Source organism: Neoroseomonas soli (assembly GCF_018129065.1).
GTDB lineage: Bacteria > Pseudomonadota > Alphaproteobacteria > Acetobacterales > Acetobacteraceae > Neoroseomonas > Neoroseomonas soli.
Map to the genome: position 1 here is coordinate 12,576 of NZ_JAAEDM010000016.1, position 23,385 is coordinate 35,960.

Here is a 23,385-nt window from a genome sequence, read left to right on the forward strand (position 1 = left end):
CAATGAATAGCCTGGGAGGAAACGAGAATGGTCGCCTTCACGCGCCGCGCGGCGATGGCCGCGCCGCTGCTTGCCTTGCCGCCCGTGGCGCGCGCGCAGTCCTGGCGGCCGCCGGGGCAGACGCGCATCATCGTCCCTGCCGCGGCAGGCGGCACCACCGACATCATGGCGCGCATCCTCGCGCAGTTCCTCCATCCGCGCTGGAACATCCCGGTGGTGGTGGAGAACCGCACCGGCGCCGGCGGCACCATCGGCTCGCTCGAGATGGTGCGCTCCCGCCCCGACGGCACCACGCTGATGCTCGGCAATATCGGGCCGCAGGCGATCGCCTACTCGCTGTTCCGCAACATGCCCTACAGGGCGGAGCAGATCCTGCCCATCGCGGGCACCATCGCCGGACCGAACGTGCTGGTGGTCAACAGCAGCGTGCCGGCGCGCACGGTGGCGGAACTCGCCGCCATGCTGCGCGCGCGGCCGGGGCAGATCCCCTACGCCTCGACGGGCGTGGGGCAGTCCACGCATCTCTCGCCGGTGCTGATGCTGCAGATGCTGCACGCCGAGGCGATCCACGTGCCGCATCGCGGCTCCGCCCCCGCGCAGGTGGACCTGCTGGCGGGCAACGTCGCCTTCATGATCGACAACCTCACCGGCATCATGGGCCACATCCAATCAGGCCGCGTGCGCGCGCTGGCGGTCACCAGCAAGGAACGCAACGCCATGCTGCCCGAGGTTCCGGCGATGCGCGAGACGATGCCGGAACTGGCGAACTACGAGGTCAACACCTGGTTCGGCCTCTTCGGCCCGGCCGGCCTGCCGGCGGAGGCGGTGACCAGCCTGAACGCCGAAGTCGCCGCGCTGGTCGCCCTGCCCGAGACGGAACGCCGCTTCGCCGAGCTCGGCGGCTTCCCGATGCGCGGCAGCCCGGAAGACTTCGCCGCCTTCGTGCGCAGCGAGATCGCCAAATGGGCGGAGGTCATCCGCAAGGAAGGCCTGCAGATGGACGCCACCTGATACGGGCGGCGGCGACCGTTGGCCCGTGGCCGGCGGTCGCTGCCACCGGCATCCCCTTTGTCGTGCGCGCGGCCGCCCCGCCAGCCGCGCGTGCGGACACGCCCCGCAGTGATGCCGGGCGCATGGGTCCGAGTTTGGCGGGCGGGGACGTGCTGCTGCGCGACGGCGCGGCACCGCATGCGGACGACGCCGCCGAGCGGGATGCGGCGGCGATGCCCGCACAATCCGGCATGGCAGGCATGATCGCCGAGGACCCGCGCCGGGGCCGCACCCGCCGTTGATGCGCGGCCCGCTTCGGGCCACGCTGCGCGGATTCCGGGAGGACCGACGCTATGATCCGACGCCGCAGCCTGCTCGCGGCCGCCACGGCGGCCTGTGCCGCGCGCCCCGCCCTCGCGCAGGCGCCCTGGCCGACACGACCGGTCCGCTTCATCCTGCCGGACGGCGCCGGCGCCGGGAACGACACCACCGCGCGGCTGATCGCGCCGCTCCTGGAAGCCGCACTCGGCCAGCCCTTCATCGTCGACAACAGGCCGGGCGCCGGCGGGCGCATCGGCGTCGAGGCCGCCTTCCGCAGCCCGCCGGACGGCAGCACCTTCCTGCTCGGCAATGCCGGGTCGAACGGCATCAACGCGGCGATCTACCGCGACCTGCCCTTCGACCTCGCCACCGCCTTCGATCCGGTGGCGCTGCTGGTGGTCGGGCCGAATGCGCTGATCGTGAACAGTCGCGCGCTGCCGGTGGCGAATGTCGCGGAACTCATCGCAACGGCCCGCGCGCAGCCTGGCCGGCTCAGCTATGCCTCGGCCGGCGCCGGCTCCTCAGCGCATATGAACATGGAGCTGTTCAAGCACCAGGCGGGGCTCGACATCGTGCACGTGCCCTATCGCGGCGCGCCCGCACTGGTGCAGGCGGTGATCACCGGGGAAGCGCCGCTCGCCTTCGCCAACCTGGTGAACGTCATGCCGCAGGTGCGCAGCGGGGAGGTGAAGCTGCTCGCCGTGACCTCCCTGGCCCGCGCGACGGACCTCCCGGACACGCCGACGGTGCACGAAAGCGGCCTGCCCGGCTTCGAGAGCCTGGCCTGGAACGGGCTGCTCGCGCCCAAGGGCACGCCCGCGCCGATCCGCGAGAGGCTGCACGCGGAACTGACGAAGCTGCGCGGCAATGCGGCGCTGCAGGAGCGCGTGCGCCTGCTCGGCGGCGAGTTGGCGGTCTCCTCCCCGCAGGAATTCCAGGCGCGGATCGATGCCGACATCGCCAAGTGGAAGCGCCTGGCCGAAGCCGCGAACATCCAGGCCCAGTGAGCATGCGCATCGCCTCGATCGAGTTCCTCGGCGTCAACGTCACGCCCAAGACCAACTGGTCCTTCCTGCTGGTGCGCACCGAGGACGGCCGCACCGGCATTGGCGAATGCACGCTGGCGAACCAGGAAGCATTGCTGGAAGCGGAGGCGGCGCGGCTCGCGGCGAATCTCGCGGGCGAGGATGCACGCGCCCGCAACCGCCTCGCGCGGCTGATCCCGCATGCGCCCGCCGGCCTCGTCGCCCACGCCGTGCTCTCGGCCTTCGAGCAGGCGCTGTGGGACCTGGCAGGCCAGGAGGACGGGCGGCCGATCCACGCCATGCTCGGCGGCGCATTGCGGGAGGCGGTGCCGCTCTACGCCAACATCAATCGCGGCGCGAACCCGCGCACGCCGGAAGGCTTCGCCGCCGCCGCGCAACGTGCGGTCGCCGAGGGCTTCCGCGCCGTGAAGCCCGCGCCCTTCGAGCCCCTGGTCTGGGAAGACGCGGCGGATGCATCCCAGCGCGCCGCCTATGCCGAGGGCCTCGACCGCATCGCCGCGGTGCGCGATGCGGTCGGGCGCGACATCGACATCATGGTGGACGCGCATTGGCGCTTCTCGCCGGGCGGCGCGGCGCGGCTGGTGCAGGATGTCGCGCCGCTCGGCTTGTTCTGGCTCGAATGTCCCGTCAGCGAGGCCAACCACGCGGCGATCCGCCGCCTGCGCGCCATGGCGAACGACCGTGGCATGCGGCTCGCGGGCGCCGAGACGCTCGCGGGCCTCGGCGCCTACCGCACCGTCATCGAGGCCGGCTGCTACGACGTTCTGATGCCCGACATCAAGTACGCCGGCGGGCATGAGGAGATCCGCCGCATCGCCGCCCTGGCCCAGACCGCCGGCGTCGAGATCGCGCCCCACAACCCGACCGGCCCGGTCTGCCACGCGCATTCGGTGCATCTCTGCGCCACCCTGCCGAACCTGCTGCCGCTCGAGGTGCAGTTCGGCGAGACGGACCGCTTCTTCACGCTGGTGACGGGACACGACCTGCACTTCGCGCGCGGCAACGCAACGCTGCCGGGCGCACCTGGCCTTGGCAACGCGCTCGACGAGGCCGGCGCGCGGCTGATGCCCTGGCAGCCCATGCCAAAACCCTGGCTCGACCCGAGGCTCGGCTGATGCCGATCTGGGTTGGCGCGACGATCCTCGCCGGGCTGTTCCAGACCTGGCGCACGGCCCTGCAGCAGCAGCTGCGCGGGCAGCTCTCGGTGAATGCGGCGGCGGTGGTGCGCTACCTCTACGGCGTGCCGGTGGGCGTGCTGCTGGTGACGCTCTACCTGGCGCTGTTCGGCGGCAGCCTTTCGGCGCCGTCCTGGACCTATGCGCTCTACTGCGCGCTCGGCGGCTTCGGGCAGATCATCGGGACCAACCTGCTGATCATGTCCTTCGGTCATCGCGGCTTCGCGGTGGGGACCGCCTACTCGAAGACGGAAGCGGTGCAGGCGGCCTTCATCGCGCTGATCTTCCTGGGCGAGTCCTTTGCGCCGCTGGCCTGGCTCGGGATCGCGGTCTCGGTCGGCGGGACGCTGTATCTCTCGCTGGCAGGGCGCGTTTCCAGCCTGCGCGAGGTCGCGGCCGCGACGGTGCAGCCGGCGGCGCTCTACGGGCTCGGCGCGGGGCTCGCCTTCGCGCTCTGCGCGCTCGCCATCCGCGCCGCGACGCAGTCGCTCGACGGGCCGGACCCGACGCTGCGCGCGCTGGAAACGCTCGTCGTCATCAACACCATGCAGACGGTCATGCAGGGTGGCTGGCTGGTGGCGACGGAGCGTTCCTCCATCCCGCAGCTCTTCACCACCTGGCGGTCCTCGGCGCAGGTCGGGGCGCTGTCGGCCTGCGGTTCGGCCTGCTGGTTCACGGGCTTCGCCTACGCGCCAGTCGCGCTGGTCCGCGCCGTCGGGCAGGTGGAGATCCTGTTCACGCTGCTGTTCAGCCGATTCTTCCTGAAGGAACGGATGAAGCGGAGCGACGTGACCGGGGCGCTGATCGTGGTGGCCGGCGTGGTGCTGGTGCTGGTGGGGCGGTAACGCGGGGGGAGAAGGGAACTTCTCCCCCCGCACCCCCCTCAACCTTCTTTGTCCCTTGGGAACCGACAACGGAAGTCAGTCCCCAAAAGACAAAGAAGGGAGGGGGATCGGGGGAGGTTCTCCTCCCCCGACCTTACTTCTTCATCTTCTCGAAAAACGGCGCCGGCTTCACGATGCGGTTCTCCATCTTGACCAGGATGCCGCGCTTCGCGACCTCGGCGAGGTATTCGCCCCAGGCCGGATCTGCCGCCATCGCCGCGCGCCGTCGTTCGCGATCGGCCTGGTCCGCGTAGCCCCACATGTGGACCACCGTGTTCAGCGAGCCTTCGATGGTCGTGTACCAGCCGACGCAGTTGCCGAGGTGCTTCTGCTGCAGCGGCCAGCCCATCTTCTCGTAGAGCTCGACGAATTCTGCCACGCGGTTGGGCAGGCAGGTATAGATGCGCAGGTCGACGATCATCGGCTTTCCCTCCGGTTGGGCGCGCGCAGCATGTCCTGCCGCGCGCGCCCGGGAAAGGCCGGTTACTGCACTTCGATCCGCGCCAGGTCCTGGAACCAGGACTGGGCGGGGGTGAAGTTCCGCACGCGGCGGCTCATCGCGCGCGGGTTCAGGTCGTGCACGATCCAGAGCCAGGGCGGATTGTCCACCAGGCGCTCATGCGCAGTCCGCAGCAGCGCGGCCTGGCGCGTCGGGTCGCGTTCCACCTCGAGCTGCGCGAAGGCCGCATCGAACTGGGCGTCCCGCCAATGGCCGTTGTTCGACCCTGCCGGGGAGAAGTTCGCCGAGAGGAACCACCGCGCCATCGCCGAGGGGTCCGAGGAGTAGAGGCTGATGTTCACCGCATCCGCCCCCAGCCACTGCGGCTGCATCGGCGTGAAGCGCAGGGCGGAGAGCAGCGTGTTCCACTCCACCACCTCGAAGTTCACGCGGACGCCGCAATGTTCCTGCAGCGACTGCTGGACGAACTCGTTCATCGGCAGCGGCAGCATCTGGCCCGAACCGGAGTTCGAGATGCCGACCTTGATCGTCAGCGGACGCTGCGCGTTGTAGCCGGCTTCGGCCAGCAGTGCCCGCCCGCGCGCCGGGTCCAGGCGGTAGCGGTTCTGCGGGCTGCCGAAGGCCGGGTCGTTCGGCTTCAGGAAGCCCACGGCAGGCTCCGCCGTGCCATTCACGAGCTGCACCATGCCCTCGCGGTCGACGCAGTAGTTGAGCGCCTGCCGCACGCGCACGTCCTGCACGGGGCTGCCGTCCCGGCCTGTCGCGAAGGTCCAGGGCCAGACATGCGGGTAGGAACCGGTGCTGATGGTGAAGCCCGCGCTGCGCAGCGACGGGATCGCATCGGGCGGCGGCACCTCGATCCAGTCCACCTGGCCGGAACGCAGCGCCGCGAGGCGCGTATTCGCCTCCGGCATCGGCAGCAGCAGGATGCGGTCGAGCCGCGCGCGGCCGTTCGCATCCCAGTAGCCGTCATGGCGGGTCAGTTCCGCCGACTGCCGCGGTACGAAGCGCGAGAGGCGGAACGGCCCCGTCCCGGCCGGCGGCAGAGCCGCCACGCGGCCCCAGTCGCGGCCCGCGGTCTCCCAGGACTGCGGCGAGGCGAGCAGGATGTAGGTGACCAGGTACGGCCAGTAGGAGAGCGGCCGCGCCGTCGTCATCTCGACGGTGAAGTCGTCCACCTTGCGGTAGGATTCCAGCGCCGGCACGCGCCCGCGGACGATGGCGCTGCCCGTCGCGTCGAACTGCGGGCTGTCGTTGCGGAAGAAGCGGTCGAAGTTCCAGATCACCGCATCCGCATTGAACGGCGTGCCGTCATGGAAGGTCACGTTGCGCCGCAGGTGGAAGCGCCAGATCTTCGGGTCGTTGGCGTCCTGCTCGTAGCGCTCGGCCAGGCCCGGCCTGACGCCCGCGTTCTGCTGCGGGTTCGAGAGGTCCCACAGCACCAGCGATTCGAAGATCGGATAGCCGAGGAAGCGCAGGCCCTCGAAGCCGTTGTTCGGCAGGCCCGTGGTGGTGGGCACGTCCGTTGCCGTCATGGCGATTCGCAGCGTGCGCGGCTGTTGCGCCAGCGCAGTGCCCGTCGTCAGGGCAAAGGCCGCGGCAACCACGCCACCGGCGAGGCGTGATGTCCTCATCTGAAGTTCCTCCCAAATCCGGCATCGGCCGGTCGTCAGCACCCTAGCAAGGCTGGCGCGAACGCCAAGCCATGCTCATTCGGGGCGGATGTTCTGCTCGCGGATGAGGCGGCCCCACATCTCCGTCTCGTCCGCGAGCATCCGCCGCATCGCCTCCGCATCGCCGGCTGTCAGGGCGACGCCCTGTTCCGCCATGCGCGCGACCAGCGCGGGGTCGGTCGTCGCCTCGCGCAGCGCCGCGCCGGCACGTGCGACGATCGGCGCGGGCAGACCCGCCGGGCCGAACAGCCCCTGCCAGAACACGCCGTCGAAGCCCGCGACGGCGTCGGCGACGGGCGGCAGGTCCGGCAGCACCGTCATGCGCTCCTTCGAGGAGACGGCGAGGCCGCGCGTGGCGCCTTCGCGCAGCGCCGGCAGCGCTTCCTGCGCCGCGCTGAACATCGCCTGGATGCGGTTGGTGCGCAGGTCGATCAGCGCCGCCGCACCGCCGCGATAGGGCACGTGCACCACATCGATCCCGGCGCGCGCGCGGAAGAGCTCGAGGCACAGGTGGTTCACCGCGCCGGTGCCGGAGGACCCGAAGTTCAGCTTGCCGGGGTTCGCCTTGGCGTAGGCGATCAGTTCCGCCGTGTTGCGCACCGGCAGGGAAGGATGGACGTGCAGCACGAAGGCCGTGCGGAACACCGTGCCGATCGGCGTGAGTTCCGTACGCGGATCCTTGGGCAGCAGGTTGGGCTGCAACGCAGGGTTGATGGCGAGCGTCGAGGTTCCCATCAGCAGCGTGTAGCCATCCGGCCGCGCCTGCGCCGCCGCGCTGTTCGCCACCGCAGTCGCGGCGCCCGGGCGGTTCTCCACCACCAGGCTCTGGCCGAGGGCGCGGCCCATGCGTTCGCATACCGCACGGGCGCCGAAATCCGTCACGCCGCCGGGCGGATAGCCGAGCAGCATGGTGACGGCGCGGTTCGGCCAGGCATCCTGCGCCGCGGCGCCACGGGCGAAGGCGGGCAAGGCGAGCGGGGCGGCAAGCAGCGCGCGGCGGGTGGTCATGGCGTTCCTCCAGGCTTGGTTGCGGCCATCGTGCCGCCCGCCTCCACCGACGGCAACCGCGCGCCGCAACGGGTCTGTCATGCGCTCGTCATCCGGGAGTCACGGCCCGCTGCTACTGCGCCGCAATACGGAGGCACCGGGACCATGCTGGAAATCGATGGGTTGACGCGCCGCTTCGGCGACAGGACGGCCGTGAACGGCGTGAGCCTGCGCATCCCCGCGGGACAGATGGTCGGCGTCATCGGCCGCTCCGGCGCGGGCAAGTCCACCATGCTGCGCATGGTCAACCGCCTGACCGATCCGTCGGACGGGCGCATCCGCTTCGAGGGCACCGACGTCACCGCCCTGCGTGGCCGCGCCCTGCGCGACTGGCGCATGCGCTGCGCCATGATCTTCCAGCAGTTCAACCTGGTGCAGCGGCTCGACGTGCTGACCAACGTTCTGGTCGGGCGGCTGAACCGGCGGCCGGTGATGACCTCCCTGCTGCGCATGTTCACGGCGGAGGAGCGCGCCATGGCGCTGGCCGCGCTGGACCGCTTCGACCTCGCCGAGACCGCGTTGCAGCGTGCCGACACGCTTTCCGGCGGGCAGCAGCAGCGCGTCGCGATCGCGCGCGCCATGCTGCAGGAACCGCGCATCATCCTCGCCGACGAGCCGATCGCGAGCCTCGACCCGCGCAACTCCCGCATCGTCATGGAATCGCTGCGCGGCGTGAACCGGGAAGGCATCACGGTGCTGGTCAACCTGCACGACCTCGCCACCGCGCGCGACTACTGCGACCGCATCGTCGCGCTGAACGCCGGCCGCCTGGTCTTCGACGGCCCGCCCGAGCACCTGACCGCGCAGCGCATCCGCGAAGTCTATGGCGTGAGCGAGGAGGAATTCGCCGAGGAGGCGGCCATCGCCGTCGGCGCCACGCCCCGCCACGCCGCCATCGCCGCCTGACCCACCCCCAAGGGAGAGTTCCGATGATCACCCGCCGCACCCTCGCCGGCCTGGCCGCCGGCGCGCTGCTGACGCCCGGCCTCGCCGCCGCGCAGCAGCAGGCGATGCGCCGCACGCTCGACGCCAGCACCGCGATGCCGGAAGCCGGCCGCCGCCCCTGGGCGGAACAGGTCCCGCAGCTGCGCGTCGGCCTGCTGGGCGGCGAGAACGAGGCCGACCGCCTCGGCCGCTTCGGCGCCTATCGCGAGCTGCTGGAGCGCACCTTCGGCGTGCCGACGCGCCTCTTCCCCGCTTCCGACTACGCGGGCGTGCTGCAGGCCTTCTCGGCCGGGCAGATCGAGGTCGCGAGCCTCGGCGCCTCCGGCTACGCGGGCGCCTGGCTCGACACCAATGGCGGCGTCGAGCCGCTGGTCGTCGCCGAGGAGAATGACGGCTCCATCGCCTATGTCGCGGTGATGGTGGTGCGGGCGGATTCCGGCATCACCAACCTCGAGCAGATGCGCGGCAAGTCGCTCGCCTGGGCCGATCCGAACTCGACCTCGGGCTATCTGATCCCGCGCTTCGCGCTGCGCCGCGCCGGCATCGGCGTCGAGAGCGGGCAGTATTTCACCCGCACCGGCTTCGCCGGCGGCCACGAGCAGGGCGTCGTCGCCGTGCTGCAGCGCCAGTACGACGGCGCGGTGACCTGGGCCTCGGGCCAGGGCGACGCCGCGCAGGGCTACAGCCGCGGCAACCTGCGCGCGATGGTCGAGAAGGGCATGCTCAACATGTCCGACCTCCGCGTGATCTGGACCTCCGACCCGATCCCGAACGGCCCGCTGACCGCGCGCAGCGCGCTGCCGGCGGCCTTCAAGGAAGACATCAAGCGCTTCCATCTGGCGCTGCCCAAGGCGCATCCGGACATCTACCGCCAGGTCGAGCGCGGCGGCGGAACCGGCTACCGCGAAGTCAACCACCAGACCTTCGACCTGATCGTCGAGCTGCGGCGCGAGGAAGCCGCCGCGCGCCGCCGGCGTTCGTGAGCACGGCCTACGGCAACGACCTCCCTGCGGTGATCCGCGGGGAGGAAGCCTACCGGGCGGCCCGCCGACAGAAGCGCGCACAGGCGCTTCTCGGCGGGCTGATCCTGCTTGCCTGCCTGCTCGCCGCGGCCTGGGTCAGCGAGGCGCATCCCGCCACCCTCTGGGCCGGCCTGCCGCGCATCGGCGAATACTTCGCCCGCATCCTGCCGGACCTGCGCTGGCACGCGCTGTTCGCGGGATCGGAGACGGAAGGCTCCATCGCCTTCTGGTTCTACCGCCTGCCCGAATGGGCGCTGCTGATCCTGGAAACCGCCAACATGGCGGCGCTCGCCACGCTGCTCGGCTCGGCCGCGGCGCTGGTGCTGGCCTTTCCGGCGGCGCGCAACATCGCGCCCTCGCCGCTCGCCTTCCATCTGGCGCGCCGGTCGCTCGAAGCGCTGCGCACCGTCCCCGAGATCGTCTATGCGCTGATCTTCGTCTGGGCCTTCGGCGTCGGGCCGCTGGCGGGCATCCTCGCCATCGCGCTGCATTCGGCCGGCGCCAACGGCAAGCTGTTCGCGGAAGCGATCGAGAACGCGGACCTCAAGGCCTGGGAAGGCGTGCAGAGCGCCGGCGGATCCTGGCTGCATGCCTGCCGCTTCGCGGTGCTGCCGCAGGTGCTGCCCAACATCATCTCCTACCTGCTGCTGCGCTTCGAGGTGAACATCCGCTCCGCGAGCGTGATCGGCTTCGTCGGCGCCGGCGGCATCGGGGAGGAACTCTACAAGGTGATCTCCTTCAACTACTATGAGGAGATCAGCGCCATCGTCATGCTGATCATCCTGACCGTCGCCTGCGTGGACCTGCTCTCCGAACGCCTGCGCCACGCCGCGATCGGGCGGCTGGAGGCGGCGCGATGATGCCGCGCGCGAATGTCGCGACGTGGCGGGAACGCATGCCCGCGGCCTTCGGTGTTTCCCCGGCGCGGCGCGCGTTGCGCGCGGTCGGGTGGGCGCTGTTCCTCGCCTGGTTCGCCGGCGCGCTGTGGTGGTTCGGCTTCACGCCGCAGCGGCTGTGGAACGGGCTCTCGGGCCTCGGCACCATCGTCGTGCTGATGGTACCGCCCTCCCCGGGCGAACTCTGGGTCGAGATCCTGAAGGGCATGGCGGAATCCGTCGCCATGGCCTTCCTCGGCACCTTCATGGCGGCGATCGTCGCGGTGCCGCTCGGCTTCCTCGGCGCGCGCAACGTCGTCACCAGCGTGCTGTGGCGCTTCTCGCTGCGCCGCCTGCTCGATGGCTTCCGCGGCGTGGACCAGCTGATCTGGGCGCTGGCCTATGTTCGGGCGGTGGGGCTCGGGCCGCTTGCGGGCGTGCTCGCGATCTTCACGGCGGATATCGCGGTGCTGGCGAAGCTCTACGCCGAAGCGATCGAGAACGCGGAGAGAAAGCAGGCCGAAGGCGTCGTCGCCGCGGGCGGCGGGCGGCTATCCGCCGTGCGCTTCGGCATCCTGCCGCAGGTCGCGCCGGTGATGCTCGCGCAGGCGCTGTATTTCTTCGAAAGCAATACGCGCTCGGCCGCCATCCTCGGCGTGGTGGGCGCGGGCGGCATCGGATTGCAGATCGCCGAGCGCATCCGCGTGCGGCACTGGGACGAGGTCGCCTTCATCATCCTGCTGATGATCGTGACGGTCGCGGCCATCGACTTCCTGTCCGCCCGGATCCGCCGCAGGCTGATCGGCACCCGCGCCTGACGGGCGTTGTGGCCCGCGGCCGCGCGGCGCATCCTCCCGCCGTCGAACGGGAGAATGCGATGAGGAAGGGCTACAAGGCGCTGCTCGAGGAAGCGAACGCGGTCATCGAGACGGTGCCCGTGGACCAGGCCCTGCGCCTGCTGGGAAATGACGGCGTGGTCTTCGTCGATCTGCGCGACCCGCGCGAGATCCAGCGCGAAGGGCGCGTTCCCGGATCCTTCTCCTGCCCGCGCGGCATGCTCGAATTCTGGATCGATCCGGAGAGCCCCTACGCCAAGCCGGTCTTCGCCGAGCCCAGGAAATTCCTCTTCTACTGCGCGAGCGGTTGGCGGTCCGCGCTGGCGACGAAGACCGCGCAGGAGATGGGGCTGGAGAACGTCGCGCATGTGGGCGGCGGCTTCACGGCCTGGCGGAACGGCGGTGGCGCGGTGGAAATGCCCGAACCGAAGCACCGCTGACCGCGAGGGGCTTCGCCCCTCAAGCGCGTGGATGAGGTTTCATGGTGTAAGGGCGGCGTGATGCCCCCGCATTGCCAGAAAGGCGCCCTCAACTTCCCCATATGATGGGCGTTGATCTCCCATGGCGCCGTCCGCGCCCAAGGAGAAGCAGGCCATGCGCAGCTTCACGAAGCCGGGCACACGCGCAGCGATCCTGGCGCTTCCGCTCGCCCTGCTGCTGCCGGCGCCGCTGCCGGCGCAACCCTTGCCCCCGCCCGTCGCCGGCGCGGACGCCACCGCGGCCGAACCGTTCGACCCGCCGACGCGCGTCGGGCGCATCGCGCGCCTGAGCGGCCAGGTCTCCTATCGCCTGCCCGGCGACGAGCAATGGCAGCCGGCAAGCCGGAACCTCCCCATCACCGAGGGCAATGCCATCTACGCGGCGCCAGGCAGTCGCGCGCTGCTGGAGGTCGGCCAGAGCCGCATCGCGCTGGAGGGTGGTTCCGACCTCCAGTTGGCTGCGCTCGATGACAGGGCGCTGGCTGCCACGCTGCCGCGCGGCGCGGCGTATGTGACGCTTTCCGGCGTCGCACCGGGAGAGACGGCGCAGATCGTCACGCCGCAGGCGGGCGTCACCCTGCCGGTTCAGGGCCGCTACCTTTTCGAGGTGCCGGAGAGCGGCCCCTCGCGCGTCGCCGTGCTGGAAGGCGAGGCCCTGCTCGCCACCGGCGGCGGGGAAATGCGCCTGACCTCGGGCCAGGCCGCGATCTTCGCCGAGGGCGCGCCCCCGCGCATCGAGCGGGCAGGGCCGGGCTCGCCCCTGGTCGCCTGGGCCGATGGCGTCCTGCCGCCGCAGCGCTACGCCGTTCCGGCCGCCGCCGCCGGCATGACGGGCATCGGCGAACTGGCCGCCTATGGCACCTGGGCGCCGAGCCCCGAATACGGCCAGGTCTGGTATCCGAACGTCGCCGCCTCCTGGGCGCCCTATCGCGACGGCTACTGGGAGTGGGTGGAACCCTGGGGCTGGACCTGGGTGGACGCGCAGCCCTGGGGCTATGCGCCGTCCCATTACGGCCGCTGGGTCCAGATCGGCCCGCGCTGGGCCTGGACGCCGGTGGTGGTGGTGGCCGTGGGTGCACTCATGCCGAGCCCGGTCTGGGCCCCCGCCAATGTGCGCTTCTTCGGCGGCGGCTACGGCGGGCCGGGCTATGCGCCGGTCGCCTGGGTGCCGCTCGCGCCGCGCGAGGCCTATTACCCATGGTATCGCGCCTCTCCCCGCTACGTGGAGCGGGTGAACCTCCGCTACGTCACCAATGTGCGCGAGGTGACGAACGTCTGGGTGCAGAACCGCGACGGGCGCGACTTCCGCCGCGGGGAGACGATCGAGCAGTTCCGCAACCGGCGCTACGCGACGGTCGTGCCGGCCGAGGCGATGCTGCGGTCCCGTCCCGTGCGGCAGGAGATGGCGCGCGTGCGGCCGGAGGACCGGCGCCGGGTGGCGTCGCTGCAGGAGGGCGTCCCTCGCCCCGGGCCGGGCACGGCGGGGCTGACGCCGCTGGCCGCCGAGAGACTCGGCATTGCGCCGGACGCACTGCGCCGCGGGCCGGCGCGGCGGGGTCCCTCCGCCGAACCGCATGCGGCGCTGCGGGAGCGCCTGCCGGACGAGATGCGTGGTCCCCCCGAGGGACGGCGCTGGGCCGATCGTCGCCCGGATGAGCCTGTCGCCGGAAGGCCGGCGCTGCCGCCGGGCGCGCGCCCAGGCACCCCGATGCCGCAAAGGGACGCGACGGCGCCGCCGCGAGCCGGGACTTCTCCCGCACCCGGCGGCCCGCGCCCACCCCTGGACGACCAGCAGCGCCAGGCCATCGAGCAGCAACGCCGCCTGATGGAGGAACATCAGCGCCGTGCGGCCGACCGGCCAGGCCGGGTGGTCGAGGACCAGCAGCGCACGCAGGGCCAGCCCCCTCGCCCGGGCGAAGAACGCCAGCGCGGCCGCCTCGACGCGGTGCGCCCCGAAGGCGCGGACCAGCGGCAACGCCAGCCCGTCGAGCAGCAACGCCGGGCCATGGAGGAACAGCAACGCCGCGGCGCGGAACAGCAGCAACGCCAGGCCGTCGAACAGCAGCGCCGGGCCATGGAGGAACAGCAACGCCGCGGCGCGGAACAGCAGCAACGCCAGGCCGTCGAACAGCAGCGCCGGGCCATGGAGGAACAGCAGCGCCGCGGTGCGGAACAGCAGCAACGCCGCGCCATGGAACAGCAGCAGCGCCAAGCCATGGAGCAGCAGCGTCGCGCCGTGGAGCAGCAGCAACGGCACGGTGCCGAGCAGCAACAGCGCCGCGCCGCCGAGCAGCAGCACCAGGCCAACCCGCGGCGCAACCAGCAGCGACCTGAGAACTGATCCGCGGCACCCTGCCGCCGCGGCCGCGTCTGCGCGGCAAGGCCCCGCCAACCGGAACGGCCCGCGCCGGCCGTTCCGGCACGGGCTCGCCGATCGGGCCGTCGAAACCGGCGTCAGGTCCTGGAACCACGGCTGCGCCCGCACGAAGCCCGTTGACGCCTCGGTGCATCGCGCGCGGGCAGAGGGCGGGAGCGGCGCCGGCCGGCCGCTGATCGACAGGCCCAGTCGCACGGCTTGGTCGAAGAACGCGATGCCATGAGGCAGCGCCCTTCGCCCTCCCGTCCGTCATGCCGTTGGACAGCGGCACGGCCGAGGCGGTCACGCCGGCACGATGATTGCCCCCGGGGATCGAGCGCATGGCGCGATGTCGCCGGGCCGCGTGGCAGCCAGGCCAAGGGCGATGCCGGCGCCGCGAAGGCGCCGACGGTTGAAGGACGGGCACGCCAGGCGGTGACGCCAGTTGGGAAGCCAGGCGTATGCAGCGCAACATGATTTGCGGGGCGCAGGCGAAGGATCTTCGAACTACGCGGGAACCGCACATCGGCAGTCCTGCACGCGCATGAAAAAGGCCGCCCAGGCGAACCGGGCGGCCTCATGGCCTCGGTGCGGGTCGGGCGCTCAGTCCTCGCGGTCGCGCTGCGCTGCCTGGGACTGCGCGGCCAGGGCGCGGGCCATCTGGCTCAGGGCTTCCTGGTGCTTGTCGTTGTCGATCAGGGCGAAGTTGCGCGCGAGTTCGAGGAACATGCGCTGGCGGGGGGAGACCGGCTGGGCCTCGCCGCCCGGCTGCAGCCCCTCGAAGAAGTAGGACACCGGGACGTCGAGGACCTGCGCGATCTCGAACAACCGCCCGGCAGAGATCCTGTTCAGCCCGCGCTCGTACTTGTGCGCCTGCTGGTAGGTGACCCCGATCATCTTGGCCAACTGTTGCTGCGAGAGGCCGAGCATCGTCCGGCGTTCGCGTATCCGTGCGCCGACATGGTGATCGACGACGCTTGCTCGTTGCGTGGAACTCTCGTCCTCCCCCGGGGGGTCGGCGGCGTGCAGATTGGAGGTGGGAGACAGGCTCATGGCGTTGTCACCTAGACTATCGAATTCGCGTGCGCCAGAAAACAGATCTTCTACTTCTGCGCGCATCACGAAGCCGAGACGACTCTAGGCCTTCGGCCGAGCCGAGCGCAACCTTGCAAGTTCCTCGCGGAGCGAATCGATCTCCGCCCGCAACGCATCGACCTCCGGCCCGGCTGCCGGGGCGCCCCCGTCCTCCCGCCGGGCGAAGGGCGCGAACAGGCTCATGGCGCGTTCCAGCATGGCCATGTTCTGCTTGCCCATCTCCTCGAGGTTCGGGAACGAGGGGGGAAAGGGCACGAATCCGCCGATCGCCTGCTCCATCGTGCGGCGCATCTGATCCTGCTGGCGCCCGAAGGACGCCATGGCGAATTCGAGGTAGCGCGGCACCAGGCCCTGCAGGTTGTCCCCGTAATAGCCGATCAGCTGGCGCAGGAAGGCGGTGGGCAGCAGGTTCTGCCCGCCCTTGCTCTCCTCCTCGACGATGATCTGCGTCAGGACGGAGCGGGTGATGTCGTCCCCGGTCTTGGCGTCGTAGACCACGAAATCGCGGCCGTCGCGGATCATCTTGGCCAGGTCGTCGAGGGTGACGTAGGTCGAGGCCTCGGTATTGTAGAGACGGCGGTTGGCGTACTTCTTCACGACCACCGGCGGGGCCGGGGCCTCGTCGCCCTGCACCATCCCCGCGGCCTTGGTTCCAGCCATCGACATTTCGCCTCGCTTCAACCCTGTATGAGGCATGCTAACACGCCCGATGCCGCAGTGCGAAATACGCAATCGGCACCGTTCCGTCCGCGGCCGCCCGGGGCTATGGTCCGGCGCGGCGAGGAGCCCCGATGGAACGGCCTGAGGATCTCGACAGCCTCGCGGAGGACTGGATCACGCTGTGGCAGAGCGAGATCGCCGGCCTGGCGGCCGATCCCGAACTGGCAGAGCAGTGGGCTGCCTGGGCCGCGCTGGGCGCCGCCTGGATGCGCGCGGCCACGGCCATGGCGCCGCGCCATGGGGCCTATCCGCATGACCGGCCCGCTCCGCCGCCGGGGCCCCCGCCCGCTGCCCCTGCATCTGGGGCTGGCGGGCATGCGGGCGCTGGCCGCGACGACCAGCCTGCCCGGGCCGCCATGGCCGAGCGCCTGGCTGAACTCGAGCGCCGCCTGGCCGATCTCGAGGGCGGGCCAGGCGGAAAGGGACAGGATCCTCGCGGCCCTGGCCGCCGCGGGCCACGCGCCTGAAGCCTTCGGCACCGCCGTCCTGACCCGGCTGGCGCGGGCCGACCGCGCGATGATCGCCGGGCTCGCCGCCTATCGCCGCCACCCCTGGCAGCGCGAGGCCGCCGACCCGCCGGCGATCTGGGCGGAGGGCGGCTCCCGCATGCTCGATTTCGGCGGGGACGGCCCCGCGGTTCTGTTCGTCCCGTCATTGGTGAACCGCGCCTATGTGCTGGACCTGACGCCGCCGCGTTCGCTGATGCGCTGGCTGCCCGGCCAGGGCTTCCGCACCCTGCTGCTCGACTGGGGCTGGCCCGGCGAGGCGGAGCGCAACTTCACCCTGACCGACTACATCGCCGGACGGCTCGAACGCGCACTCGCCGCCGCGCCCGGTCCGGTGGTGCTGGCGGGCTACTGCATGGGCGGGCTGCTCGCGCTGGCCGGGGCGCTGCGCCGGCCCGACCGCGTGCGCGCGCTGGCGCTGCTCGCCACGCCCTGGGATTTCCACGCCGGGCCGGACGGGCCGCGCCGCGCCCGCACCGCCGCCGCCCTGCTGCCGGGGCTCGAGACCATGATGGAGCCGACCGGCGCGTTGCCGGTGGACGCGATCCAGTCGCTCTTCGCGTTGCTCGATCCCTTTGGCATCGCGCAGAAGTTCCGCGCCTTCGCCAGGCTCGACCCCGGTTCCGAGCGTGCAGCGCTGTTCGTCGCGCTGGAGGACTGGCTGAACGACGGCATCCCCCTGCCCGCCCCGGTCGCCCGCCAATGCCTCGCCGGCTGGTACGGCCGGAACGAGCCGGGGCGGCTCGCCTGGCGCGTCGCCGGCCAGGTGGTGGACCCGGCCGCCTGGGACGGTCCGGCCTTCGCCGGCATTCCGGAACGCGACCGCATCGTGCCCCCGGCCTCCGCGCGGGCGGCCGCGGCGCGGCTGCGGCACGGCACGACGCACATCGCCGCCGGCGGGCATATCGGCATGGTCGCCGGCGCCGGGGCGGAAGCGGCGCTCTGGCAGCCCTTCACCGCATGGCTCCGGCGCTTGTAGCCACCCCCCGCCCAGGCGCATGCTGCGCCGCAATGGCCCTAAGGGAGAACAACCAGTCATGACCGAGATCGTCATCGCCTCCGCCGCCCGCACGCCGGTCGGCTCCTTCAACGGGGCCTTCGCCTCCCTGCCCGCGCACGCGCTCGGCACCATCGCCATCAAGGCCGCCATGGAGCGCGCCAGGATCGAGGGTGGCGACGTGGACGAGGTGATCCTCGGCCAGATCCTCGCCGCCGGCGCGGGCCAGAACCCGGCCCGCCAGGCCAGCGTCAACGCCGGCATCCCGGTCGAGCACACCGCCTTCGGGATCAACCAGCTCTGCGGCTCGGGCCTGCGCGCGGTCGCGCTCGCCGCCCAGCAGATCGCTTCGGGCGACGCCCGCATCGTCGTCGCCGGCGGCCAGGAGAGCATGACCCAGGCGCCGCACGCCCAGCAGCTGCGCGCCGGGCAGAAGATGGGCGACCTCGCGCTGGTCGACACCATGCTGCGCGACGGCCTGATGGACGCCTTCCACGGCTACCACATGGGCAACACCGCCGAGAACGTCGCCCAGAAGTTCCAGATCACCCGCGCCGAGCAGGACGAATTCGCCTTCAACAGCCAGCGCAAGGCTGGCGAGGCGATGAAGGCCGGCCGCTTCGCGGACGAGATCACCCCCGTCACGGTGAAGGGCCGCAAGGGCGACGTCGTCGTCTCCAGCGACGAATACCCGAAGCCCGAGACGACGATGGAAATCCTCGCGAAGCTGCGCGCGGCCTTCGCCAAGGACGGCACGGTCACCGCCGGCAACGCCTCCGGCATCAATGACGGCGCCGCGGTGGCGGTGGTGATGACGGCCGCGGAAGCGGCCAAGCGCGGCATCACGCCGCTGGCGCGAATCGTCTCCTGGGCGACCGCGGGCGTCGATCCGTCGATCATGGGCACGGGTCCGATCCCGGCCTCCCGCAAGGCGCTCGCCAAGGCGGGCTGGAAGATCGACGACCTCGACCTGATCGAGGCGAACGAGGCCTTCGCGGCGCAGGCGCTCGCCGTGAACAAGGACCTCGGCTGGGATACGTCGAAGGTCAACGTGAACGGCGGCGCGATCGCGCTCGGGCACCCGATCGGGGCCTCCGGCGCCCGCGTGCTGACGACCCTGCTGTTCGAGATGCAGAAGCGGAACGCCAAGAAGGGCCTGGCGACGCTGTGCATCGGCGGCGGCATGGGTGTCGCCATGTGCCTCGAGCGGTAGTCGCGACACGCGAGGGGGCGCCGCCCCCTCGCACTCCCCCGCCAAAGGCCGAAAGGCCTTTGGAAACCGGAACCTGGCGGGGCCGGGAGAAGAAGCCCGTGGGGCGTTGCGGGCCAGGGCTGCCCTACGTGACCGACAGCGAGGCCCGGACCCGGGCATCGTAGTCGTCGGCGAGATCCCGCAGCGCGGCGGCGCAATCGCCGGCGAAAGACGGGCCGTGCATCAGCGCCAGCGTCCGCGGCGAGATCTCCGCCAGCCGGCGGATCGTCCGCCCCATGCCGGGGTTCAGGCTCGAGAACCTGAAATAGTCCTCGGTGGCGATGGCCGGGCCGACGATGTCCGAGCCGGTCAGCGCGGGACCATCCCCCACCTGGGTGAAGAGATCTCCGCACAGCAGCGTGCCCGACGCCTCCTCATAGAGCACGCCGGCATCCCAACCGTGCGGGATGTGCGGCGTGTCGACGTAGCGGACCCGCCTGCCCTTGCCGAGGTCGATCACCTCGCCGTCCTGCAGCACGCGCGGCAGGCGGTCGGCCATGTCGTTCAGCGACACCATGCAGCCGGTCTGGCCGTGCGCCACCTCGGCCCGCGGCGCCACGGCGAGCCATTCGTTCATCGCCCCGCACTCGTCCGCCTCATAATGGCCGAAGCTGATCCAGCGCAGCTTCTCCGGCGGGATCAGGTGGCCGAGCGCCTCCCGCAGCACCGGGAACATGCCCCGCAGCCCGGCGTGGAAGAGCAGCGGTTCATCCCCGAGCACGACGAAGTGGTTGAAGGTGAAGCCGGCCGGCGGGGCGATCGCGTCCACACGGACCGAAAGCCTGAAGATGCCGTCGGCGATCTCGCCGATGCGCGCGTTCATGGTGCTGTCTCCCTTGGGGGCGGGCCGGGCCGATGATGGGCCTTCTGTTTATTTTCGAAGTACGCTATCGTGCATTCATTCCGATCTCGCTGTCAATAATGATCGCACAACACCGTGCAATGGAAACCGCATGGCACGCCCCTACACCCTCAAGCGCCGGGCCGAGCGGCAGGCCGAAACCCGCCAGCGCATCGTCGAGGCGGCGGTCGAGCTCCATGGCAGCATCGGGCCGGCGCAGACGACGATCACCATGGTGGCCGAGCGGGCGCAGGTTCAGCGTCACACCCTCTATGCCCACTTCCCCGATGAGCGGAGCCTTCACCGTGCCTGCTCCGGCCTCGCGCTCGAGCGCGACCCGCTGCCCGACCCGCAGGCCTGGCATGCTGGGGCGAAGCCCGAGGCACGGCTGCGGGCAGGGCTCGCGGCGATATACGGATGGTACGGGCGCAATGCGAAACTCGCGGGCTGCGTCCTGCGCGATGCGGAACACCATGCGCTGACCCGGGAAACCGTCGGCCTGCGGCTCGCGCCCTGGATGCAGGCCGTCCACGAGATCCTGTCGGAAGGCCTGACGCAGCAGCAGCGCGCGATGCTGCACCTGGCGCTTGGCTACTTCACCTGGCGCGGCCTCGTGCGCGAAGCGGGGCTCGCGGAGGCCGAGGCGGTGACGGCGATGGTGACGGCCATCCTCGGCCAGCCGTGATCGACGGCATCAGGCCTCGAGCAGCACCACCCATTCCCGGCGGCCCGCACCTGGTCCGTCCGCCGACGGACGCAGGATCCGCGCAGCACCGAAGCCGGCGGCGCGGCCGTGCCGTTCCCAGTCGGCATCGCCCCAGGTGCGCAGGAAGTAGGCGGGGCTCTGGAACGGTTCCTCGCCCGGGAAGATCACCCAGGACAGGCAGACCAGGCCGCCGAGCGCGGCGACGAAGACCTGGCGCACCAGGAACAGCACCCCGTCGCCGAGCGGGACCTTCATGTGCTGGACCCAGCGCCCCTCGAGCGCCGCATGCGCGTCGAGATCGCCATGGACCAGGGCGAGGCCGCCCGGGCGCAGGACACGGCGGAATTCCTTCAGCGCCTCGATCTCATCGGCCTCGTCGAGGAAATAGCCGAAGGAGTTCCACATGTTCAGGACGAGGTCGAAGGCGCCGTCCGCCACGGGCAGGTGCCGCATCTCGGCCGCGGCGCAGGTGGTGGTTCCGCTCGCGCGCGCGATGCGCAGACTTTCCTCCTGCAGGTCCATGGCGACGACGTCGTAGCGGCGGCGCAGGAGTTCGCTCGCATGCCGGCCGGTGCCGCAGGGAATGTCGAGGATGCGCGGCCGCCGCGGTCCGAAATGCTCGCCGGCGATGCGGCAGATCATGTCGGCTTCGCGCCGCGTCAGCTCATCCTCGGTGATCGCGGGATTGGCCGGGTCGCGCGGGAAGCGCGCTGCGATCTCGCGGTAGGCCTCCCCGAAATAGGCCTGTTCCCCGGCCTTCCACCAGGTGTCCGATGGCCTGGCGACGGTCGCGAATTCCTCCGCCGGGCAGGTCCAGAGGTGCCTGGCGTCCTCTGTCCCGACGCGCGCGAAGCGCCGCGCCACCGTCGCTTTCAGCGCATCCATACCCATGCGGCGCCAATATCCTGGTTTCCAAAGGCCTTTCGGCCTTTGGCGGGGTGGTCCGGAGGGGCGGCGCCCCTCCGGTGCCCTGTCAGAACAGCAGCCCCTTCTTCAGCATCCCGTGCACCCCCTTCTCCCCGTTCACCGTCTGGGTGACGCGGAAATCCACCGCGAGCGAACAGAACTGGTAGGCATCCGCGTCCGACAGGTTCGTCCGCGAGCAGATGAAGGCGATCATCTCCCGCAGCGCCTGCTTCATGGCGAGGTCGAGATCCTCGTTCATGCCCATGGTGATGTAGTGGGTCTTCGTCTCGGCGCGCGGGAACTTCAGCACCGGATCCTTCGCCCCGCCGCCCTTGACCAGCGAGAGGCGGAAATGCCCCGTCAGGCAGATTTCCAGCGCGTTGATGCAGACCTCGCCGTCGCCCTGCACGCCGTGGCCGTCGCCGGCGGAGAACAGCGCGCCCTCGTTGAACACCGGCAGGAACAGCGTCGTCCCCTCGGTCAGTTCCTTGTTGTCGAGGTTGCCGCCGATCGCGCGCGGCTCCTTGGTGTTGACCGTCCCCCAGTCGCGCGGCGGGGCCACGCCCATCACGCCGAAGAAGGGTGCGAGCGGCAGGTCCATCCCGCCCTCCTTGGGCCCGAAGGGCAGGCGGCAGGTCATCGCGGCCTTGTCCACCGGGATGTGCAGCGTGCGGCGATAGGGGAAGTCCTCCGGCAGCGTGCCGAAGAGCGGGCGGAAGCCGCAGAAGCCCCAGTCGGCGCCGAGTTCGATCTTCTCGATGTCGATGCGCAGCGCGTCGCCCGGCTCGGCGCCGCGGACCTCGACCGGCCCGGTGATGACGTGGGCGCCGAGGCGCGGCAGCTTCTGGTGGATCTCCCGCAGCACAGGGTGCACCGCCATCATCTTTTCCTGCGGCGGCATCTGCTCCGGCCCGCCGGAGACGCATTCGAGGACCACGACCTCTCCCGGGTCGATGCTGGCGACCGGCGGGAAGGAGGCGTCGAAGGCGCCCCAGCGGCAGTTCGTCAGGGATGCGGCAACGCGGGTGGGTTCGCTCATGCGCGGGTCCTTGCGGGTTCTACGCCCGGCAGCATTGCCGGGCGTATCCGCACGCGGGGCTGGCGGGGCGGCCGCGCGCGGAACAATGGGGATACCGGCGGCCGCGGCCGCTGACCACGGGTCAACGCTCGCCGCCGCCCGTATCAGAGCCAGCCTTTGCGGCGGAAGTACCAGACGGGGAGGATGGCGCTGCCGATCATCAGTGCGATCGCGAGCGGATAGCCGTACTCCCACTTCAGTTCCGGCATGTTCTCGTAGTTCATGCCGTAGATGCTCGCGATCAGCGTCGGCGGCATCAGCGCGACCGAGGCCACGGTGAAGGTCTTGATGATCGCGTTCTGCTCGACGTTGATGACGCCGAGCACCGCATCGAGCAGGAACTGCGCCTTGCTGTTGAGGAAGTTCGCGTGATCGACGAGGGAGCGCACGTCGCGCACCAGCGTCTTGATCAGCGGCTGGTTCTCCTTGCGCACGGCGGAGGCCTTCTCGGCGCTCACGAAGGCGAGGATGCGGTTGAGGCCGAGCAGCGTCTCGGAGGTCCGCGTCGTGACCTCGCCGACCTGGCCGAGGGTGATCAGCGTCTCCTTGAGCTGATCGTCGCGGCGGTTCGCCTTGAGGTTGGTGCGCGCGGCGCGGAAGGTCCGCTGGCTGGCGCGGTCCATGTCGGCGCCGACACGCTCGAGGATGTCGGCGAGCCGGTCCACGATCTGCTCGAAGAGATGGAGCATCACCGCATCGGCGGAGACGAGCAGCGACACCGGCTGGCGCTGCGCGCGCGCCGAGAAGACCGTGAAGGCCTTGGGCGAGGCGTAGCGCACCGTCACCAGCGTGGTGTTGGTCAGCACGAAGGTGATGGCGGTCGAGCTGTATTCCCCGCTGTCCACGCCATAGAGGAAGTTCGCGGTCAGGAAGAGCGCGTCGTCCTCGCGATAGAGGCGGGAGGAGCTCTCGATCTCCTGCATCTCCTCCCGCGTCGGGATCTCGACGCGGAGCGCGGCCTGCACCGCCTTCTCCTCGGCAGGGGTGGGGTTGAGCAGGTCGATCCAGATGGCGCGGCGCAGCGCCTCGGGCGCGGCGACGGCGGCAGCGGCCTCGCGCGCCTCGTTGGGCAGTGCATCGGTGATGTCGGACATCGCGCCTTCGCGCACGCGACAGCGGCCGTCTTCGACCGTCCAGGTCGTCAGCATGGCAGCGGCCTCCTGCTCGTCAGGATT

Annotated in this window: 23 protein-coding genes; 14 read left to right on the top strand and 9 right to left on the bottom strand. The window is 70.9% G+C overall.

Going from position 1 to position 23,385, the window contains the following annotated elements; translation table 11 throughout:
• The first annotated feature begins 27 nt into the window (after nt 1–27).
• The 5 genes from GXW76_RS08525 (at nt 28) to GXW76_RS08545 (ending at nt 4,377) form a co-directional block, all read left to right on the top strand.
• Complete coding sequence (locus GXW76_RS08525) at nt 28–1,011, top strand: Bug family tripartite tricarboxylate transporter substrate binding protein (RefSeq protein ID WP_246514037.1); 984 nt, start codon at nt 28–30, stop codon at nt 1,009–1,011.
• A gap of 122 nt (nt 1,012–1,133) precedes the next feature.
• Complete coding sequence (locus GXW76_RS08530) at nt 1,134–1,292, top strand: hypothetical protein (protein WP_211861584.1); 159 nt, start codon at nt 1,134–1,136, stop codon at nt 1,290–1,292.
• A 51-nt stretch (nt 1,293–1,343) separates the two neighbouring features.
• On the top strand, nt 1,344–2,318 hold the full coding sequence (locus GXW76_RS08535; RefSeq protein WP_211861585.1) for a Bug family tripartite tricarboxylate transporter substrate binding protein: 975 nt from the start codon (nt 1,344–1,346) through the stop codon (nt 2,316–2,318).
• Nucleotides 2,319–2,320: 2 nt separating this feature from the next.
• Complete coding sequence (locus tag GXW76_RS08540) at nt 2,321–3,472, top strand: mandelate racemase/muconate lactonizing enzyme family protein (RefSeq protein WP_211861586.1); 1,152 nt, start codon at nt 2,321–2,323, stop codon at nt 3,470–3,472.
• Complete coding sequence (locus tag GXW76_RS08545; RefSeq protein ID WP_211861587.1) at nt 3,472–4,377, top strand: EamA family transporter; 906 nt, start codon at nt 3,472–3,474, stop codon at nt 4,375–4,377. Before GXW76_RS08540 ends, GXW76_RS08545 begins: the two co-directional genes overlap by 1 nt.
• Nucleotides 4,378–4,510: 133 nt before the next feature.
• Here GXW76_RS08545 and GXW76_RS08550 read toward each other — a convergent pair whose 3' ends face one another.
• From GXW76_RS08550 to GXW76_RS08560, 3 genes are all read right to left on the bottom strand, one after another.
• Nucleotides 4,511–4,837, bottom strand: coding sequence for an NIPSNAP family protein (locus tag GXW76_RS08550; protein WP_211861588.1), 327 nt, complete (start codon nt 4,835–4,837; stop codon nt 4,511–4,513).
• 62 nt (nt 4,838–4,899) lie between these two features.
• Nucleotides 4,900–6,510 (bottom strand): ABC transporter substrate-binding protein, encoded by a 1,611-nt coding sequence (locus GXW76_RS08555; RefSeq protein ID WP_211861589.1) that lies wholly within the window; start codon nt 6,508–6,510, stop codon nt 4,900–4,902.
• A gap of 75 nt (nt 6,511–6,585) precedes the next feature.
• Nucleotides 6,586–7,557, bottom strand: coding sequence for a Bug family tripartite tricarboxylate transporter substrate binding protein (locus tag GXW76_RS08560; RefSeq protein ID WP_211861590.1), 972 nt, complete (start codon nt 7,555–7,557; stop codon nt 6,586–6,588).
• Nucleotides 7,558–7,701: 144 nt separating this feature from the next.
• Here GXW76_RS08560 and phnC point away from each other — a divergent pair, with 144 nt between their 5' ends.
• From phnC to GXW76_RS08590, 6 genes are all read left to right on the top strand, one after another.
• Nucleotides 7,702–8,502, top strand: coding sequence for a phosphonate ABC transporter ATP-binding protein (gene phnC, locus GXW76_RS08565; protein ID WP_211861591.1), 801 nt, complete (start codon nt 7,702–7,704; stop codon nt 8,500–8,502).
• 23 nt (nt 8,503–8,525) lie between these two features.
• Complete coding sequence (gene phnD, locus GXW76_RS08570) at nt 8,526–9,524, top strand: phosphate/phosphite/phosphonate ABC transporter substrate-binding protein (RefSeq protein WP_211861592.1); 999 nt, start codon at nt 8,526–8,528, stop codon at nt 9,522–9,524.
• Nucleotides 9,521–10,423, top strand: coding sequence for a phosphonate ABC transporter, permease protein PhnE (phnE, locus tag GXW76_RS08575; RefSeq protein ID WP_211861593.1), 903 nt, complete (start codon nt 9,521–9,523; stop codon nt 10,421–10,423). The genes phnD and phnE (GXW76_RS08575) overlap by 4 nt, the downstream gene beginning before the upstream one ends.
• Complete coding sequence (phnE, locus tag GXW76_RS08580; RefSeq protein ID WP_211861594.1) at nt 10,420–11,256, top strand: phosphonate ABC transporter, permease protein PhnE; 837 nt, start codon at nt 10,420–10,422, stop codon at nt 11,254–11,256. The genes phnE (GXW76_RS08575) and phnE (GXW76_RS08580) overlap by 4 nt, the downstream gene beginning before the upstream one ends.
• A 59-nt stretch (nt 11,257–11,315) precedes the next feature.
• On the top strand, nt 11,316–11,714 hold the full coding sequence (locus tag GXW76_RS08585) for a rhodanese-like domain-containing protein (RefSeq protein WP_211861595.1): 399 nt from the start codon (nt 11,316–11,318) through the stop codon (nt 11,712–11,714).
• A gap of 154 nt (nt 11,715–11,868) precedes the next feature.
• Nucleotides 11,869–14,094, top strand: a complete 2,226-nt coding sequence (locus GXW76_RS08590) for a DUF6600 domain-containing protein (RefSeq protein ID WP_211861596.1) — start codon at nt 11,869–11,871, stop codon at nt 14,092–14,094.
• Nucleotides 14,095–14,712: 618 nt separating this feature from the next.
• Here the strand turns inward: GXW76_RS08590 and GXW76_RS08595 are convergent.
• Together GXW76_RS08595 and phaR are read right to left on the bottom strand one after the other, a co-directional pair.
• Nucleotides 14,713–15,162, bottom strand: a complete 450-nt coding sequence (locus GXW76_RS08595; protein WP_211861597.1) for a helix-turn-helix domain-containing protein — start codon at nt 15,160–15,162, stop codon at nt 14,713–14,715.
• 84 nt (nt 15,163–15,246) lie between these two features.
• On the bottom strand, nt 15,247–15,864 hold the full coding sequence (gene phaR / locus GXW76_RS08600; protein WP_246514038.1) for a polyhydroxyalkanoate synthesis repressor PhaR: 618 nt from the start codon (nt 15,862–15,864) through the stop codon (nt 15,247–15,249).
• A 312-nt stretch (nt 15,865–16,176) separates the two neighbouring features.
• On the opposite strand from phaR, the gene GXW76_RS08605 reads away from it, so the two are divergent.
• Both GXW76_RS08605 and GXW76_RS08610 read left to right on the top strand, forming a co-directional pair.
• Complete coding sequence (locus GXW76_RS08605; RefSeq protein ID WP_211861598.1) at nt 16,177–17,409, top strand: alpha/beta fold hydrolase; 1,233 nt, start codon at nt 16,177–16,179, stop codon at nt 17,407–17,409.
• Between the two features lie 58 nt (nt 17,410–17,467).
• Nucleotides 17,468–18,640 (top strand): acetyl-CoA C-acetyltransferase, encoded by a 1,173-nt coding sequence (locus GXW76_RS08610; protein WP_211861599.1) that lies wholly within the window; start codon nt 17,468–17,470, stop codon nt 18,638–18,640.
• 124 nt (nt 18,641–18,764) lie between these two features.
• Here GXW76_RS08610 and GXW76_RS08615 read toward each other — a convergent pair whose 3' ends face one another.
• Nucleotides 18,765–19,502 carry an oxygen-binding di-iron domain-containing protein gene (locus tag GXW76_RS08615; protein ID WP_211861600.1) on the bottom strand — a complete coding sequence of 246 codons (738 nt, stop codon included), beginning with the start codon at nt 19,500–19,502 and terminating at the stop codon, nt 18,765–18,767.
• Between the two features lie 130 nt (nt 19,503–19,632).
• Between GXW76_RS08615 and GXW76_RS08620 the strand changes: the two genes are divergently transcribed.
• A complete protein-coding gene (locus tag GXW76_RS08620) occupies nt 19,633–20,205 on the top strand; it encodes a TetR/AcrR family transcriptional regulator (RefSeq protein WP_211861601.1) in 573 nt (190 codons plus the stop codon).
• Between the two features lie 9 nt (nt 20,206–20,214).
• Here GXW76_RS08620 and GXW76_RS08625 read toward each other — a convergent pair whose 3' ends face one another.
• The 3 genes from GXW76_RS08625 to corA all read right to left on the bottom strand — a co-directional run bounded on the left by GXW76_RS08625 (nt 20,215) and on the right by corA (nt 23,358).
• Complete coding sequence (locus GXW76_RS08625; protein WP_211861602.1) at nt 20,215–21,117, bottom strand: class I SAM-dependent methyltransferase; 903 nt, start codon at nt 21,115–21,117, stop codon at nt 20,215–20,217.
• 82 nt (nt 21,118–21,199) lie between these two features.
• Nucleotides 21,200–22,171 carry an acetamidase/formamidase family protein gene (locus GXW76_RS08630; protein WP_211861603.1) on the bottom strand — a complete coding sequence of 324 codons (972 nt, stop codon included), beginning with the start codon at nt 22,169–22,171 and terminating at the stop codon, nt 21,200–21,202.
• A gap of 143 nt (nt 22,172–22,314) precedes the next feature.
• Nucleotides 22,315–23,358, bottom strand: a complete 1,044-nt coding sequence (gene corA, locus GXW76_RS08635; RefSeq protein ID WP_211861604.1) for a magnesium/cobalt transporter CorA — start codon at nt 23,356–23,358, stop codon at nt 22,315–22,317.
• Nucleotides 23,359–23,385: the final 27 nt, after the last annotated feature.